Annotated in this window: 15 protein-coding genes and 1 tRNA gene; 9 read left to right on the top strand and 7 right to left on the bottom strand. The window is 54.7% G+C overall.

Annotated elements, in window-relative coordinates; all coding sequences use genetic code 11:
- The first annotated feature begins 234 nt into the window (after positions 1-234).
- From ACQZ51_RS11240 to ACQZ51_RS11230, 3 genes are all read left to right on the top strand, one after another.
- The gene (locus ACQZ51_RS11240) at positions 235-2,670 is read left to right on the top strand and encodes a penicillin-binding protein 1A (RefSeq protein ID WP_448777217.1); all 2,436 of its coding nucleotides are present in this window, start codon (positions 235-237) and stop codon (positions 2,668-2,670) included.
- A gap of 109 nt (positions 2,671-2,779) precedes the next feature.
- Positions 2,780-3,911, top strand: a protein-coding gene (gene prfB, locus ACQZ51_RS11235) for a peptide chain release factor 2 (protein ID WP_448777216.1) whose coding sequence is annotated in 2 segments (ribosomal slippage) — positions 2,780-2,848 and positions 2,850-3,911 — 1,131 coding nt in all. Because the reading frame shifts where the segments join, the coding sequence is not laid out codon by codon here.
- A gap of 80 nt (positions 3,912-3,991) precedes the next feature.
- Complete coding sequence (locus ACQZ51_RS11230) at positions 3,992-4,462, top strand: hydrolase (RefSeq protein WP_448777214.1); 471 nt, start codon at positions 3,992-3,994, stop codon at positions 4,460-4,462.
- A gap of 8 nt (positions 4,463-4,470) precedes the next feature.
- Here the strand turns inward: ACQZ51_RS11230 and ACQZ51_RS11225 are convergent, their stop codons facing one another.
- Both ACQZ51_RS11225 and ACQZ51_RS11220 read right to left on the bottom strand, forming a co-directional pair.
- Positions 4,471-4,953, bottom strand: a complete 483-nt coding sequence (locus tag ACQZ51_RS11225) for a hypothetical protein (RefSeq protein ID WP_448777580.1) — start codon at positions 4,951-4,953, stop codon at positions 4,471-4,473.
- 14 nt (positions 4,954-4,967) lie between these two features.
- Positions 4,968-5,741, bottom strand: a complete 774-nt coding sequence (locus ACQZ51_RS11220) for an NAD kinase (protein ID WP_448777212.1) — start codon at positions 5,739-5,741, stop codon at positions 4,968-4,970.
- A 173-nt stretch (positions 5,742-5,914) separates the two neighbouring features.
- Here ACQZ51_RS11220 and ACQZ51_RS11215 point away from each other — a divergent pair, with 173 nt between their 5' ends.
- Both ACQZ51_RS11215 and ACQZ51_RS11210 read left to right on the top strand, forming a co-directional pair.
- Positions 5,915-6,826 (top strand): PhzF family phenazine biosynthesis protein, encoded by a 912-nt coding sequence (locus ACQZ51_RS11215; protein ID WP_448777210.1) that lies wholly within the window; start codon positions 5,915-5,917, stop codon positions 6,824-6,826.
- Positions 6,827-7,222: 396 nt separating this feature from the next.
- Positions 7,223-7,471: a hypothetical protein gene (locus tag ACQZ51_RS11210; protein WP_448777208.1), complete on the top strand. Its 249-nt coding sequence runs from the start codon at positions 7,223-7,225 to the stop codon at positions 7,469-7,471.
- A 113-nt stretch (positions 7,472-7,584) separates the two neighbouring features.
- Here the strand turns inward: ACQZ51_RS11210 and ACQZ51_RS11205 are convergent, their stop codons facing one another.
- The 3 genes from ACQZ51_RS11205 to ACQZ51_RS11195 all read right to left on the bottom strand — a co-directional run bounded on the left by ACQZ51_RS11205 (position 7,585) and on the right by ACQZ51_RS11195 (position 8,622).
- Complete coding sequence (locus tag ACQZ51_RS11205; protein WP_192066413.1) at positions 7,585-7,770, bottom strand: hypothetical protein; 186 nt, start codon at positions 7,768-7,770, stop codon at positions 7,585-7,587.
- Positions 7,771-7,999: 229 nt separating this feature from the next.
- Positions 8,000-8,143 (bottom strand): DUF1127 domain-containing protein, encoded by a 144-nt coding sequence (locus ACQZ51_RS11200; RefSeq protein WP_042619564.1) that lies wholly within the window; start codon positions 8,141-8,143, stop codon positions 8,000-8,002.
- Between the two features lie 332 nt (positions 8,144-8,475).
- Positions 8,476-8,622 (bottom strand): DUF1127 domain-containing protein, encoded by a 147-nt coding sequence (locus ACQZ51_RS11195; RefSeq protein WP_082249962.1) that lies wholly within the window; start codon positions 8,620-8,622, stop codon positions 8,476-8,478.
- Between the two features lie 478 nt (positions 8,623-9,100).
- Between ACQZ51_RS11195 and ACQZ51_RS11190 the strand changes: the two genes are divergently transcribed.
- From ACQZ51_RS11190 to ACQZ51_RS11180, 3 genes are all read left to right on the top strand, one after another.
- Positions 9,101-9,185, top strand: a tRNA-Leu gene (locus tag ACQZ51_RS11190).
- A 192-nt stretch (positions 9,186-9,377) separates the two neighbouring features.
- On the top strand, positions 9,378-10,853 hold the full coding sequence (tig, locus tag ACQZ51_RS11185; RefSeq protein WP_448777579.1) for a trigger factor: 1,476 nt from the start codon (positions 9,378-9,380) through the stop codon (positions 10,851-10,853).
- 445 nt (positions 10,854-11,298) lie between these two features.
- Entirely contained in the window at positions 11,299-11,955 is a 657-nt protein-coding gene (locus ACQZ51_RS11180) for a hypothetical protein (protein WP_448777205.1), read from the top strand.
- Positions 11,956-11,973: 18 nt separating this feature from the next.
- On the opposite strand, the gene sthA is transcribed toward ACQZ51_RS11180, so the two are convergent.
- Both sthA and ACQZ51_RS11170 read right to left on the bottom strand, forming a co-directional pair.
- Complete coding sequence (sthA, locus tag ACQZ51_RS11175) at positions 11,974-13,386, bottom strand: Si-specific NAD(P)(+) transhydrogenase (protein ID WP_448777204.1); 1,413 nt, start codon at positions 13,384-13,386, stop codon at positions 11,974-11,976.
- 243 nt (positions 13,387-13,629) lie between these two features.
- On the bottom strand, positions 13,630-14,166 hold the full coding sequence (locus ACQZ51_RS11170; RefSeq protein WP_448777202.1) for a DUF1003 domain-containing protein: 537 nt from the start codon (positions 14,164-14,166) through the stop codon (positions 13,630-13,632).
- Positions 14,167-14,388: 222 nt separating this feature from the next.
- Here ACQZ51_RS11170 and ACQZ51_RS11165 point away from each other — a divergent pair, with 222 nt between their 5' ends.
- Complete coding sequence (locus ACQZ51_RS11165; RefSeq protein WP_448777200.1) at positions 14,389-16,068, top strand: NAD+ synthase; 1,680 nt, start codon at positions 14,389-14,391, stop codon at positions 16,066-16,068.

Genomic DNA, 16,068 nt, shown 5'->3' with positions numbered 1-16,068 from the left:
GCGTAAAGCCCTATTTTACTCACATTCCCCACGTTACTCTTGGTTGAGATTCGATGCCGACACTGGTCCTTTTTCGTTAAGCAGGAGACGCAGTCCGCTATAACAATGCGGACAATGCTTCAACTGGCAGCTTGTCATCGATGATGCGGTGTGCAAAACGGCACGCTATATGCAAGAATGTGCGCATAACTGCGGGCGCAACCCTTTGCGATTCGAAGTATCGGTAGCTTTAATATGATCAGACTTATTGGATATTTCTTCGGCTTGGCCAGCATGCTGTTCCTTGTGGCAGCTGGTGGTGTTGCCATCTATCTGGTGACGATCACGAAGGATCTTCCCGATTATGCGGTGCTGAGCAGTTACGAGCCGCCGGTCACGACCCGCATTCACGCTGGTAACGGTGCACTGATGGCGGAATATGCCAAGCAACGGCGGTTGTTTCTGCCCATCCAGGCGGTTCCTGATCGTGTGAAGGCTGCATTTCTTTCGGCAGAAGACAAGAATTTCTACCAGCATCCTGGCATTGATGTGACGGGGTTTGCGCGCGCAGCCGTCGCTTTCGCAACAGGTGGTCCCACGCAGGGTGGTTCGACCATTACCCAGCAGGTGGCCAAGAACTTCCTGTTGACCAATGAACAGACCATGGAGCGCAAGGCGAAAGAAGCGGTTCTTTCCTTCCGCATCGAGCAGGCCTACAGCAAGGACAAGATCCTCGAACTGTATCTCAACGAGATTTTCTTCGGGTTGAACTCCTACGGTATCGCCAGTGCGGCGTTAACCTATTTCAACAAGTCAGTGACGGAACTGACAATTGCCGAGACCGCCTATTTGGCCGCGCTGCCAAAGGGTCCTGCGAACTACCATCCACTTCGCCGTGAAAAAGCAGCGCTGGAGCGCCGTAACTGGGTTATCGATCGTATGGCCGAAAACGGCTACATCACTCAGGCGGACGCTGCTGACGCAAAGACACAGCCGCTGGGCGTAAACATTCGCACAGGCGGCGCACGTCTTGCTGCGTCCGACTACTTCTCCGAAGAAGCCCGCCGCCAGATCGTTGAGAAATACGGCGAGAAGGCTTTGCTCGAAGGTGGCCTTTCCGTCCGCACGTCGTTTGATCCCGTCATTCAGATGGAAGCTCGCAAGGCTTTGCAGGATGGTCTGCTTGATTATGACGAACGCCGCGGATTTCACGGACCCATTGATCAGATCGATACGTCAGGCGATTGGGCAGCGGCACTTTTGAAGCTGAAGCCGCTGCGTGACGTTCCTGAATGGAAAATGGCCGTTGTGCTTGCGGCCACAGCTGACGGTGTCGACATCGGACTGCGTCCGGATGGAGACAGCGAAAATCCTGATCTGCGCAGCCGTGGTCGGATCAAGCCCGAGAACATGAAGTGGGCCTATCGGGACGCAAAAGGCCAGCGTGCGACCGCCAAATCTCCAGCAGGCGTTTTGAAGACGGGTGACGTTGTTTACGTCGAGCCGCTTTCCGACAAGGGGGATGCGTTCCGCCTTCGCCAGCCACCAAAGGTTCAGGGTGGCATGGTCGTCATGGACCCACATACGGGTCGAGTTCTGGCGATGGTGGGCGGTTTCTCCTACGGTCAATCTGAATTCAACCGCGCAACGCAGGCAATGCGTCAGCCGGGTTCATCGTTCAAGCCGTTCATCTATGCAGCCGCTCTGGATAATGGCTACACGCCTGCTTCGGTTGTCATGGATGCGCCGCTTGAGGTCGTTTCCGGTGGTCAGGTCTGGCGGCCGCAGAACTATGGTGGTGAATCCGCCGGCCCATCGACGCTGCGTCTGGGCATTGAAAAGTCACGCAACCTCATGACCGTGCGCCTCGCGCAGGATATGGGCATGAACTTGGTTGCCGAATATGCCGAACGCTTCGGTATCTATGACAAGATGCCGCCGCTGCTTGCCATGTCTCTCGGCTCCGGCGAAACAACGGTCATGCGCATGGTCTCGGCCTACTCAGTTATTGCTAATGGCGGTAAGCAGATCAATCCGACCGTGATCGACCGCATTCAGGACCGTTACGGCAAGACGATTTTCCGTCATGAAGAGCGGGGCTGCGAGAGCTGCAACGCGACAAGCTGGCAGAACCAGGATGAGCCCGAGATTGTTGATAATCGCGAGCAAGTTCTTGACCCGATGACCGCGTATCAGACCACTTCAATGCTTGAGGGTGTTGTTCAGCGTGGTACTGCCGCTGGCAAGATCAAGGTAGATCTGCCCGTTGCTGGCAAGACCGGCACCACAAATGACGAGAAAGACGCGTGGTTCGTTGGCTATTCGCCGGACATGGTCGCTGGCCTCTACATCGGTTTTGACAGCCCGGCCCCCCTTGGTCGCGGTGGCACCGGCGGTTCTCTCGCCGCGCCAATTTTTGGCGAATTCATCGCGCAGGCTGCCAAACACATGCCGGCCAGCAAATTCATCGTGCCCAATGGCATGCAGTTCGTGGCCGTCAACAGAAAGACGGGCATGGCGGCGAATGAGGGTGAGCCTGACACGATCATGGAGGCCTTCAAGCCAGGCACGGGGCCAGCCAGCAGCTTCTCCGTCATTGGCATGGATGGGGCAATGTCGCAGGAAGATATCCTGCGCGCTTCTCCGCAGGCCCAGCAGGCTATTACTGGTGGCGGCGGCGGCCTCTATTAAAATCATTGAATGGAAAGCCGAGGGGCGTGGGCTTTACATCCGCGCCCCTCGCATTTATTCAGCGAGCAAAAGACAATTCCAAATTCCATGAAAGCGAAGTATCTGCGAAATGCGCAATGAGATCGTGAACATCGTCGACGAAATCAAGCAGGCCATAAGCCTGCTGAGGAGGCATCTTTGACTGGGACCAGGCGATAAGACGACTGGACTGGTTGAACAACAAGGCAGAGGACCCCAACCTCTGGAACGACGCAGCAGAGGCGCAAAAGCTGATGCGCGAGCGCCAGCAGCTTGATGAATCCATCAATGGCGTCAAACTTCTCGAACAGCAGGTCAACGACAATATCGAGTTGATCGAAATGGGCGAGGCTGAAGGCGATGCCGATATCGTCAAGGAAGCCGAAGACGGTTTGAAGGCGCTGAGAAGCGAAGCAAACCGCCGTCAGGTGGAAGCCATGCTATCTGGTGAAGCCGATAGCAACGATACTTATGTCGAAGTGCATTCGGGCGCTGGTGGCACTGAAAGTCAGGACTGGGCGAACATGCTTTTGCGCATGTACACCCGTTGGGCTGAGCGTCAGGGCTTCAAGGTCGAAATTCTCGAAATTCACGATGGCGAAGAAGCGGGCATCAAATCCGCAACGATCCTCGTCAAAGGCCATAATGCTTTCGGCTGGATGAAAACCGAATCGGGCGTTCACCGCCTCGTTCGTATCTCGCCTTACGACAGCAATGCGCGTCGCCATACATCCTTCTCGTCCATCTGGGTTTACCCAGTGGTCGATGATTCGATCCAGATCGATATCAATGAAAGCGATTGCCGCATCGATACATATCGTTCGTCCGGCGCTGGTGGACAGCACGTTAACACCACCGACTCGGCTGTTCGTATCACGCATATTCCAAGCGGCATCGCTGTTGCCTGCCAGCAGGAACGTTCGCAGCACAAGAACCGCGCCAAGGCGTGGGAAATGTTGCGCTCACGCCTCTATGAGGCTGAACTGATGAAGCGTGAAGCAGCAGCCAATGCGCAAGCTGCCTCCAAGTCCGACATCGGCTGGGGCCACCAGATCCGCTCTTACGTGCTGCAGCCTTACCAGTTGGTCAAGGATCTGCGCACGGGCGTTGAAAGCACGGCACCTGGCAACGTGCTGGACGGCGAATTGAACGAGTTCATGGAGGCCGCACTGGCACACCGCATTAGCGGCGGCGCTGATGTCGAGGTTGCTGACATCGACTGATCGGTCGTCAAAAGCCTGACTGAAAATGCGCCTCCTGCGATTGACATCGCGGGAGGCGCTTTCGCTTTAAGAGGTGCGCGATGAGGCAGGTTCTCTATATCGTTGATATCCAGCCAAGCTTTAACCCGCCGGTGGAGCTTGTCGACAACATCGCAAAGCTTGCGAAACTCATGCCGAGCGTTGCAAGTGTCGAAAGGCACGATGAGAGCATCACGCCTTTTGAGAGCCAGTTGGGATGGAAGCCGGGTACCTCGGATGATTGCCTGATTGCGGCAGATCGCGTCTTCATCAAGTATGGATATGCTCCGCCGAAAGACGCTGTCGATTACCTGCTATCGCTTGAAGTGGAACGCGTTCTTGTTTGTGGAATTCAGGCCGACACCTGCGTGCTGGCCGCCGGCTTTTCGTTTTTCGATGCCGGGTTACGCCCGACATTGCTGCCTTGGCTGACGGTCGGTTCCAGCCTCGACCGCAGCGGTTCGCTGGGTGCCCGTCTTTGGAAACACCATTTCCGGGAAGTCTTAAGTGGACCCGAGGACTTGGGCCTTTAAGGTCGCAGTCAGTTGGACGCTTTTTCGATTTTCATGTCGCCCAACTCATCGATCAGAACCGTCCATGCATCCGCATCTTGCTGGTCAGGCTTTGTCTTCAGATGCACGGTGACGAAAAGTCCGGGAATAGCGGGCGCGCCGGTGGAGCTTTCAGGGCGGATGTCAGTCACGTAAGCTTTCATCTGCGTGAATTCCTCGAGCTCTACCGTCTCGACCAGACTTGGCCCATCCGCCGTATAGGCGATCTGCTGAAGAAAGATTTTCGCCGTGCCGTCTGGCTGGCGCATGGCGACGACCTTGTAGTAGCCCCGCGTTGGTTCGCCCTTCTTGTCTGCGTTCGCATCGGGGGCAATTTCCTGCTCCCAAAGACCGCTGCTTGCCACGAAAATGGTAGAGACGGGCAGGGAGGCAATCTCGGCGTTCTGAGCCTGTGCATTGGCAGTGCAGATGCTGGCAAGGAGCAAGCTGGTGGTGAGAAGGGTTTTCATCATCATCGTCATGATCCTCAATTCGTAAACTGTTCAGCCAGCACCCTGTCTGACCAGGACCTGTCTGGATCGGACAGAATTTTCGCAGTCCTGTCCTCGGATTGCGCAATCCGCACGCTCTGCACCGATTTGACTTCGGTGTGGTCGGCAACAGCGTTGACCGGACGCTTATCGCTCTCAATCACGTGCACATCCACAGTGACCTTGTTGGGCAACAGCGCGCCGCGCCAACGACGGGGACGAAAGGCGCTGACCGGCGTCAGTGCGAGAAGCGGTGATTCGAGCGGCAATATCGGCCCGTGGGCTGAGAAGTTGTACGCAGTCGAGCCTGCGGGGGTGGCAACCATCATTCCATCGCAGATCAGTTCTTCCAACCGCGTCTTGCCATCCACATCAACGCGCAGCTTTGCGGCCTGATGAGACTGGCGGAAGAGACTGACCTCATTCATTGCAAGTGCCGTGAATTCATCGCCATTGGTATCTGTCGTCGTCATACGAAGCGGGTGGAAATCATTGCCCGTGGCAATCGCGATGCGTCCGCGAAGCCCTTTAACGCGGTAATCATTCATCAAAAAACCGACAGAGCCGCGATTCATTCCATAGACCCGCTTGCCGGAATTCATGGTTTCATTCAGCACCTGCAGCATGAAACCATCGCCACCAAGCGCGACGATGACATCGGCCTCTTCAAACGGCGTATTGCCGTAATGCTCCACAAGCTCATCGCGCGCAGCTTGCGCATTGTCGGTGGTCGAGGCTACGAAACACAGACTCTCAGTTGAACGCGACATTCCGTCACCCCTGTTGATGGCCTTTGGTACATGAAGACCTGCTGTTAGGACAAGCTCTTTAAAGCACGCCGTGCATTCATGAGCTTCTTCTCAACGAGTGCACAAACAGGGTTGCAGAGGCTTGTGAGGTCAGGCAGTTTGCGGATGAACGAGAGCGGCCCAAGGAGTGGGATGTGGCGATAAGTTATAGTATCTACGATGTCTTCACGCGCCAAAAGCTGGCCGGGAACCCTCTTGCCGTCATGTTTGGTGCGGATGCGCTGGATGATGTGACCATGCAGGCCATCGCGCGCGAGATGAACCTGTCTGAAACGGTTTTCATCACGACATCCACCAACCCCGCCCATGCTGCGTCCCTGCGCATATTCACACCATCATCAGAATTGCCATTTGCCGGCCACCCGACTGTGGGTGCGGCCATCGCCATTGCGGAGAAAAACCACGGTGGTGGTGATGCAGATATGGTGACAGTGCTGGACGAGAAGGTCGGGCCTGTCCGCTGCGCTATCCGTATTCGTGAGGGAGAGGCCAGTTTTGCCGAATTCGATCTGCCGCGTAAGTCCTCGCGTGTGCAACTACCGGTGAACAACGCGGAGCTTGCCGACGCAATTGGTCTTGCCGAATCCCAGCTGGGCTTCGAGAATCACGTGGCTTCCATATGGACGGCCGGAGTGCCATTCCTGACCATACCCGTGCATAATCTCGCTGCGATGGAAGAGGTGGATTTTGATGCCGGGCTGTGGATCAAAAACGCGCCTCTTGTCGAGGGCAGGCTGACCTCTGCTTATCTCTATTGTCGCGGTGGTGTGAACCATGCGGCAAAGTTTCATGCCCGCATGTTCTCACCTGATATGGGCATTCCAGAGGATCCGGCTACCGGCTCCGCAGTTGCAGCACTCTCGGGAGCGATCCATCATTTTGACAGATTAGCGGATGGGCACTACCCGATGCTAATTGAGCAGGGTGTTGAAATGGGACGCCCGTCTCACATTCATCTTGTAATGGATGTGAAGGAAAACGAGATTTCCCGTGCCAGAATCGGTGGACATGCCGTGCGTATTGCAGCTGGAACGTTCGATATCTAGAATTTCTGCCCAATTACCGCATCTCGCCAGAATTCAATCACGGATTCGTGAGTGGATATTCTGTATTTACTGTATGATTTGTTAACCTTTACTTAGCTTCCACAGGAACTAAAGCCCGCGCCTTCCGTTCTATTTCGCGAAGGAGAGCAGGCATGATGTCTCAAAACAGTTCCGGAACTCGCCGCATATTACAGGCTGCCAACAGCGCCTCGGCGTCCGTGTATAAACCGATCATAATTCCTCTGCGAGGAACTTATGTCGCGATGATCTTCCGACGCTCTCTGAAAAGCAAATATGAACCCAGTAAAGCCTGAGCTTTCCCTCTTTCCCAAAGGAAATGCACGAAGCGCATACGCATTCAATTCAAGCCGTAACCCACAAAGAATGGAGAATGACATGAAGCCTATTCTCATCATTGTAGCCACGATCGGTTTTTCAGCTTCCGCAGCAATGGCCGACAGTCTGATCACAAAAAATGTTGACGTATCTTTCCCCGTTGATCGGGAATTCAAGACCGCCAGCATCGCCACACCGACAGACCCAGCTGAGAAGCCAATTAAAATACTGAGGAAGACAGATCGTTTGCCCGGTCTCACAGAGACCGCAACCGCGTCACCGCAAGCAGCCCTCCAGCGCATGCAATAACGACCATGATACTAGTGCTATTCTAGTGATCCCGCGCGGAGGAACCTCCGGGGCGGGATTTTTTCTGCCATGAAACGACTAGCTGCGCAGATGTGAGCAGCATAGGCCTTGGATCAGCTGTCCAACCGAAGCGAAAGCTGCCTGCCGCCATTTTTCTTGAGAATGTAAAGCGGCTTGATGGTCATCACCTCTGTGCGCCGCTGCAGTTCCCGTCTGCGTTCCAGCGCTCTTTCACGCAGGCTGCGTGACTGGGCAACGATGGACATGGCGTTTTCAATGGTCTTGTCTGCCGCGGTCATTACTGCAACTCCATATGTTCACTTTATGTTCTCATATTAGAATTGAATTGTCAAGCGAGGGGCTGATTCTCTTATGTAGTGGGGAGGGGATGGCTTGGTTGGAGCGCGTCGCTACCAGTGGGGATGGTAGAATCAAAAACGGCGCCAATGGCGCCGTTTTTGATTACCTGTCGCTCAGTCATTTCCGCGTTCTTGGGAGGACGGTCGAAGAAATGACTCTGTACGCTGATTAGCGGAACGAGCGGGAAGCAACGTTGCGGATGTCGTAACGTGTCAGGCCAATGTCGCTCAGGGCCTGGTTGGAGAGGCTGCCGAGTTCATTCATTGTACGGCGGTAGCTCATCCAGTTTTTTGCGATGCGAATAGGGTTCATGGTCGTTTCCTCGATCTTTGTTCGATTTATCTCGAATGGGTGTGCAGCGATGCACATTTGGGTGTTTGCTGCTGTTGATGTGTATATACATAAGGAGATCGAGGAAGTGGAGTGCAGTTTTTAGGCGACTGCCATGCGTTTGTGCAATGTGTCGGCTATTTTTGCACCTTTCTGGCGGTGAAGCACGTTTTTTAGGCGTTCAATTTGACCAGCGTTTATGGTTCAGATTTGAAAAGACTGCAGACAAAGAAAAAGGCCCCGGAGCCGAAGCTCGAGACCTTTTTTCAAAGCTGAATGCGTAGTGGCTAACACCACTCACAAGCAGTTTATCTTTAGATACCGACTGCTGTGCGTGCTACGCGGCGGATGTCGCTGCGGCCAATGCCCAGATCGTTCAGTTCGCGGTCGCTCATGCGGCCCAGTTCAGTTACGGTCTGACGATACTTGCGCCAGTTGTTCAGCGAGCGAGTGATGTTCATGATCGTTTCCTTTGGTTATCTGCGCCGCTTGGGATCGGCGTTCAACTCATTTCCTGACGCCGAATATAATCGGTTTAATAAAAACAAAAACAGACAATGAAGTATGCCACCTATGCGCTGAGTGCATTGCATGCCTCAAATCGAGTGGTTAAGTCTTCGTAAATGCATAATTTGACGGCACCTTTTGGGGGCCGAGGCTGTTTAGTCGCGGATAAGATGTGTTTTTCGGCTTTGCAATCGGCTGCTACGTCGGGGCCCGGCTGGTTGATCGCGCTGCGGTCTGGATGACTGGCAATGAAGACGATAGCTGTGAGGCGAGGGGTGTTTGCTGCGATTTCCTCTGCATGGATCATCCGGTTCAGCAAATAGCGACGTAAAACCGTCATTTTTCCTTTGCGCTCCAGAAAACGGGTGATATAGAGACGCGCGCTCCGGAAGGCATTTTGTGCCGGATGTTGTTTATGCAGGATTCAAGAGCGCGGGTATGGCGGAATTGGTAGACGCACCAGATTTAGGTTCTGGCGACGAGAGTTGTGGGGGTTCGAGTCCCTCTACCCGCACCAAATGAATCGCCGAGAGGCATGCGTGATGCATCTGCATCGCCGCCTCTTTGGCTCAAGCGCAGTTTTTGCTCGGCAAAATGCTTGTGCATGTAGTTTATATAGTTACGGCCGGTGAATTTAGGTTCCGGCGCTGTGCTCGAACGTAAACCAACGGCTGTCTGAGCACCGCCGCCATGATGTGAAGGTATGAAAATGCAGGTTATCGAAACGCTGGCTGAAGGGCTGAAGCGCGAAATCAAGGTCGTTATTCCGGCCGCAGATATGAAGTCTCGCCTTGACGAGCGCCTGGTTGACGCCAAGGACAAGGTTCGCATCAACGGTTTCCGTCGAGGCAAAGTGCCGCTTGCACATCTTAAGAAGATGTATGGCAAGTCCATCATGGCTGACCTCGTCAACGAACTGGTTCGCGACAAGCCTTCTGAGATCATTTCTGGCCGTGGCGAGAAGTCTGCGACGCAGCCTTCCATCTCCATGACTGAAGATCAGGACGAAGCTGACAAGATTCTCGCAGCAGAAGCCGATTTCGAATTCAACTTGGTTTACGAAGTCATTCCGGCTATCGAACTGAAGTCGAACGACGGCATTAAGGTTACGCGCGAAGTCGTTGAAGTGACCGAAGATGAAGTCAACGAGCAGATCCTCAAGATCGCCGAAAGCGCTCGCACTTACGAAACCAAGGCTGGCAAGGCCGCCGAAGGTGATCGCGTGACGATGAACTACCTCGGCAAGGTCGATGGCGTTGCATTCGATGGCGGCGCTGCTGAAGATGCAGAACTCGTTATCGGTTCCAACCGCTTTATCCCTGGCTTCGAAGACCAGTTGGTTGGCGTCGAAGCTGGCGAAGAGAAGTCCATTACGGTTACCTTCCCAACAGAATATCCAGCTGCGAACCTCGCAGGCAAGGAAGCTGTTTTCGACATCACCGTTAAGGACGTAGCTGCTGCTGCCGACGTCGAGATCAACGACGAACTGGCGACAAAGCTCGGCCTCGAGTCGGTTGAAAAGCTCAAGGAAATCGTGCGCGGTCAGATCGAAAGCCAGTACACGAACGTGACTCGCCAGAAGGTGAAGCGTCAGATCCTTGATCAGCTGGACGAAGTCTACAAGTTCGAAACGCCTGCCGGTCTGGTTGATGCCGAGTTCGACAACATCTGGCGCCAGATCAACACCGATCTTGCTCAGTCCGGCAAGACCTTTGCTGATGAAGACACGACTGAAGAAGAAGCCCGCGAAGAGTATCGCAAGCTTGCTGAACGTCGCGTTCGCCTCGGTCTCGTTCTCTCCGAAATCGGTGAGAAGGCTGGCGTAGAAGTCACTGAAGAAGAAATGCAGCGTGCGCTGTTTGCACAGCTTCAGCAGTTCCCAGGTCAGCAGAAGGAAATCCTTGATTTCTTCCGCAACACGCCAGGCGCTTCCGCTTCACTGCGCGCTCCTATCTTTGAAGAAAAGGTCATCGACAAGTTGCTTGAGGAAATCTCGGTAACTGACAAGACCGTAACGAAGGAAGAGCTGCTAGCTGACGACGCTGAAGAAGGCGACAAGGCTGAGAAGAAGTCTTCCTCCAAGAAGAAGGCAGCTGCAAAGGCTGACGCTTCCGAAGGCGAAGAAGCCGCTCCGAAGAAAAAGGCACCTGCTAAGAAGAAGGCTGCCGAAGGCGACGCTGAGTAAGCTTCTCCCTCATCAGGATTATGGAAAGGCCGCGGCAATTGCTGCGGCCTTTTTCGTTTGGTGGATTATTTTTCTACCAGATTCAGGCGTTAACCTCTTCGTTAACCACTGTAACAATCCAATCACATTGCACTGCACAATCCGGTTTCTGCCCCGGTCGCCCTTGTTCATCTGGTGTTCATCTGGCAGGTTAGGGCATCGATTTGCAGTGCCTTGCGGTTAAGCAAATCCGTTGCGCAAAATGCGCGGCCCGGCTTCGCCCTTAGTTCCAACTCTCCGTTTGGCGCCACCCGATGTGGCTCTGCGCCCGATGAAAAGACGCGTCCTGCGGCGCGTTGATTCTACAATTCATAACGGCATTTCCTCACGGTTCTGTCGTCGATAGCCGAATAAGGGGCGTCGCCTGTACTTGGTGGCGCACCTTCCCAAAGCTTGAGGAAGAGACATGTTTTTGAAAACGGGACGCAGCGCCCTGATTGCCGCCCTTGCTGTCCTTGGCCAATGCGGATCTGCTCTTGCGCAGGAGCGCGGGTTGATCTGGGCTCCGGCAAAGAACTCCGATACCTCTTACTCCGCCCGAATTGGTGCGAAGTTGCCAACACAGACACCGATACGTGGCGGTCTGGAAATGGGCATGAATGGTTCAGAGGGTGGTGCGCTGGTCGATACGCCAGTGAAACTTTGGGGCACGGTCACGATCCTGTCCTCCAACGTGCCGGGTGCCAGGGTGGCTGGCGATATTGGCGTGCTGGTCAACGCGCTGACCGGCTCCAGCGCGTGGTCAATGACATCTTCGCAAAAACGCATTGCGACGCCGGATCTGGATTTCGAATCCAACCGGAACGTAACCGTCCGTTATGATGGAACGGCGCAGCAGTGGAGCGGGCTTGATGTTTCGCAGTCGCTGCGGCTGACGCGGTCAGCGACCGGTACGGCATTTGTGCTGACCGGGGCGAGCCACGATTCGTTTGAAGACTTCACATCAAATTTGGGGCTGGAGCAGAAGCTCGGTGAGAACCTCACCGTGTCTGGCAACCTCGCGCAGGGTCAACAGGACCGTTTCCGTCCTTCGGTCAGCGCCCGCTACAACATCAGGTGGTAGGGGCGCTGAGCCTAGAGATCATATGTTCTCTTTTTTCTTGATGTCACCCATGCGGTTCCAGGCGTCGAGGCCGGCAATCTTGTAGGCTTCAGCAAGTGTCGGGTAGTTGAAGGTGTTTTCGACGAAATATTCGACGGTACCCTTGAGGTTCAAAACGGCTTGTCCGATGTGAACGAGTTCGGTCGCGCCTTCACCAACGATGTGAACACCCAGTAAGCGCCGCGTTTTCTGCGAGAAAATGAGCTTCAGCAGGCCGGTGTCGAGACCCATGATATGCCCACGAGAGGTCTCGCGAAAACGGGCGATACCACACTCGTATGGAATGCCGCGTTCTTTCATTTCCTCTTCGGTCAGGCCGCAGGTCGAAATTTCCGGAACAGCATAGATGCCGTAAGGGAAATATTTCTGCGGCTCCATGCCGATGGCGCCGACAGCCACACGCGCAGCGATTCGGCCCTGTTCCATGGAGGTGGAGGCGAGGCTTGGAAAGCCGATGACGTCTCCCGCCGCGAAAATGCCCGGAACCGATGTCTCGAATGTTTCGGGATTAACCGACAAACGGCCACGATCGTCTGCGGAAAGCCCTGCTGCGGCGAGATTCAGTGAACCGGTTGCACCCATGCGACCCGCGGCGAACAGGACCATTTCTGTTGTCAAGGTACGTCCATTGTCCAGAGTCAGCATAACCTTGCCCTCGGGTGTATGCTCGACTTTTTCAGCCTTCTGGCCCAGAAGGAGTTTCATGTTGCGGTCACGAAGCTGGTAAGTGAAGTCCTCGATAATTTCTTTATCGATGAAATCCAGCATTGTCGGCTTTGGGTCGATCACGGTGACAGCGGTGTCCAGGGCGCTGAAAATCGTCGCATATTCAATGCCGATAACGCCAGCACCAATGACGACCATGGAGCGTGGCAGCTTTTCGATCTCCAGCAATTCGTCACTGTCGATCACGGTCTTACCGTCGAACGGCATGTAATCTGGGCGGAACGGGCGGGTGCCGACAGCAAGCAAAATGGCCTTGCCCTTGATCATCACGATCTCACCATCGTCCTTGGTGATTTCCATCGTGTCTGACGTGACGAAGGCGGCTGCGCCGCGAATATGCGTAACGCGGTTGCGCGCGAACTGGTGCTCCAGCACGTCGACTTCGTGATCAAGCGTAATCAGCAGGCGGCGGCGAAGGTCATCGGCGCTGATTTCCTGCTTCACGCGGTATGAACGACCATAGAAGCCGCGTTCGCGCCAGCCAGAGAGGTTGAGCGCCGTTTCGCGCATCGTCTTTGATGGAATCGTGCCGGTATGGACCGATACGCCACCAACACGTCGACCTTTTTCGATGACCAGGACCGTTTTATCGAGTTTGGCGGCTTGGATGGCTGCGCGCCTACCAGCGGGTCCGCTACCGACAACAACAAGATCATATTGGTTCATGGAGAAAACCTCGGAATAGAATTTTGAAGGCCGGACTGAACTGTTCCAGCGCGGAGGCGTCGCTGCTCGGGAAAGCGTGATGCCATCCTGAAACGGAACTGATTCCCGCGTCGCCGCACCAAGAGTGCAATGCAACAAATGCCCACGTCAATCAGTAGAGTAAAAATCTGACGGATTCGTAACTATCGACCGAAATGCCGCAAAAAGATTTGCGTTATGTCGCTTTTGCTCAAACGCACTCGTCTATTTTGTTTCTTCGCCGGTCTCGCGGCTGTGAAGGCGGGCGATATCGCTTCTCAATGCCGCCAGTTCGGCCAGAACTCGGTTGTCGATTTTCTCGTGAAGGGAAAGTACTTCCAGTTCAGCCTTCAGATTGACCTCATAATCCTTCTCCGCGTCGAATCGGTCACGTGTTGCCTGCCTGTTCTGAGACATCATGATAATCGGCGCCTGGATGGCTGCGAGCATGGAGAGAATGAGGTTGAGGAAGATAAAGGGATAAGGGTCGAAGGCGTGCGAGGTCAGGACGATGGTGTTGATGATAACCCATGCCAGAAGAAAAACCATGAAGCTGATGATGAAACCCCATGAACCGCCAACCCGAGCGATGCCATCAGCCAAGCGTTCTCCAAAAGACGAGCCCTTCGAGAATGCGGCATTGGTATCGGTTGAGATGAGTTTTTTCTCATGCGCAATTTTCAAAATGCGCTTTTCTGCCTCTCCGATGTTTCTGGATGAGCGTGTGAAATGTGAGGCGATATATTCGGGAATTGCAGACATTGTTGGTCTCCAGTCAGCCGGGGACAATTCGAAACCTGGCGTCCACCGTTCTATCGAAATAAGCGGCTGTGCGTGTGGAATTCAAATGAATTCGCGGTAAACATTTCCATCCGCTTATGTGGGGAGCGGGTGGGGCGGTCCATATGTCAGTGGTTCTGTTTTTTGTGAGAGACCTTAATGGCCTGCGTTGCACCGCGGGCATCAGCGCGGTAGATAAGTGACATGAGCCAAGCACAGATTGATCCAAGTATTTTGCGGATTGCCGTCGGGCAGTTCAACCCAACCGTCGGCGATGTCGTGGGCAATCTTGCCCTGGCGCGTCAGGCCCGCGCCGATGCGGCTTCGCAGGGTGCAGACCTGCTGCTGCTCAGCGAGTTGTTCATCTCCGGTTACCCGCCGGAAGATCTGGTGTTGAAACCTGCCTTTTTGAAATCGTGCCTGAAGGCCGTGGAAGATCTGGCGGCCGACACCGCCGATGGCGGCCCGGGTGTCATCATCGGCTTTCCCCGTCAGGGCGAGGCAGGGCGCCATAACTCGGTAGCGCTGGTTGATGGCGGCAAGATTATTGCGCTGCGCGACAAGGTCGATTTGCCGAATTACGGCGAGTTCGACGAGAAGCGCGTGTTCTCGGAAGGCTCGATTTCCGGACCCTATAATTTCAGAGGTGTCCGCATTGGCATTCCGATCTGCGAGGAAATCTGGAACGATCTTGGCATCTGCGAGACGCTGGCCGAAAGCGGTGCGGAAATTCTGCTGGTTCCCAACGGTTCACCTTACTATCGCGGCAAGGTGGATGTGCGCCATCAGGTGGCTTTGCGCCAGGTCATTGAGAGCGGTCTGCCGCTTGTTTTTGCGAACCAGGTTGGTGGGCAGGACGAGCTCGTGTTCGACGGCGCAAGTTTTGCCTTCAATGCGGACAAGACGCTGGCGTTCCAGATGAGCCAGTTCGAGACGACACTGGCAGTGACGGACTGGAGACGTACTGAAAACGGCTGGCGTTGCAGCGAAGGCCCATTCTCGCAGATCCCCGAAGGCGAGGAGGCGGATTACCGCGCCTGCATGCTGGGCTTCCGGGATTACGTCAATAAGAATGGCTTCAAAAGCGTCGTGCTCGGCCTATCCGGCGGCATCGATTCCGCCATATGCGCAGCACTTGCTGTGGACGCCTTGGGCGAGGAACGCGTGCGTTGCATCATGCTTCCCTATCGTTACACGTCGGAAGACAGCCTGAAGGACGCCGCCGATTGCGCCAAGGCTCTTGGATGCCGCTACGATATCGTTCCGATTGCCGATCCGGTGGATGGTTTCCTGTCGTCCTTGGCTGAACTGTTCGAAGGTACCGAAGAAGGCATTACAGAAGAAAACCTGCAAAGCCGCGCCCGTGGCACCATTCTCATGGCGGTCTCCAACAAGTTTGGCTCGATGGTTGTCACCACAGGCAATAAATCGGAAATGTCGGTTGGATATGCCACGCTCTATGGTGACATGAACGGCGGTTTCAATCCGATCAAAGACCTTTACAAAATGCAGGTCTATGCGATCTCAGCGTGGAGAAACAGTCACGTGCCGCCAACGGCGCTTGGCCCTTCGGGCGAGGTTATTCCCGCCAATATCATTTCGAAGGCACCCTCTGCCGAGCTGCGCCCCAACCAGACCGACCAGGACTCCCTGCCGCCCTATCCGGTGCTGGATGACATCTTGGAATGCCTCGTGGAGCTGGAAATGTCTGTGGACGATATCATCGCGCGCGGACATGATCTGGCGACGGTGCACCGCATCGAACATTTGCTTTATCTTGCCGAATACAAACGCAGACAGTCTGCGCCGGGCGTGAAGATCACCAAGAAGAACTTCGGTCGTGACAGGCGCTACCCCATCACCAACCGCTTCCGGGACAGATGA

It is taken from the genome of Agrobacterium sp. CG674 (genome assembly GCF_053521645.1).
This window is presented reverse-complemented; position numbering and strand designations above follow the sequence as displayed.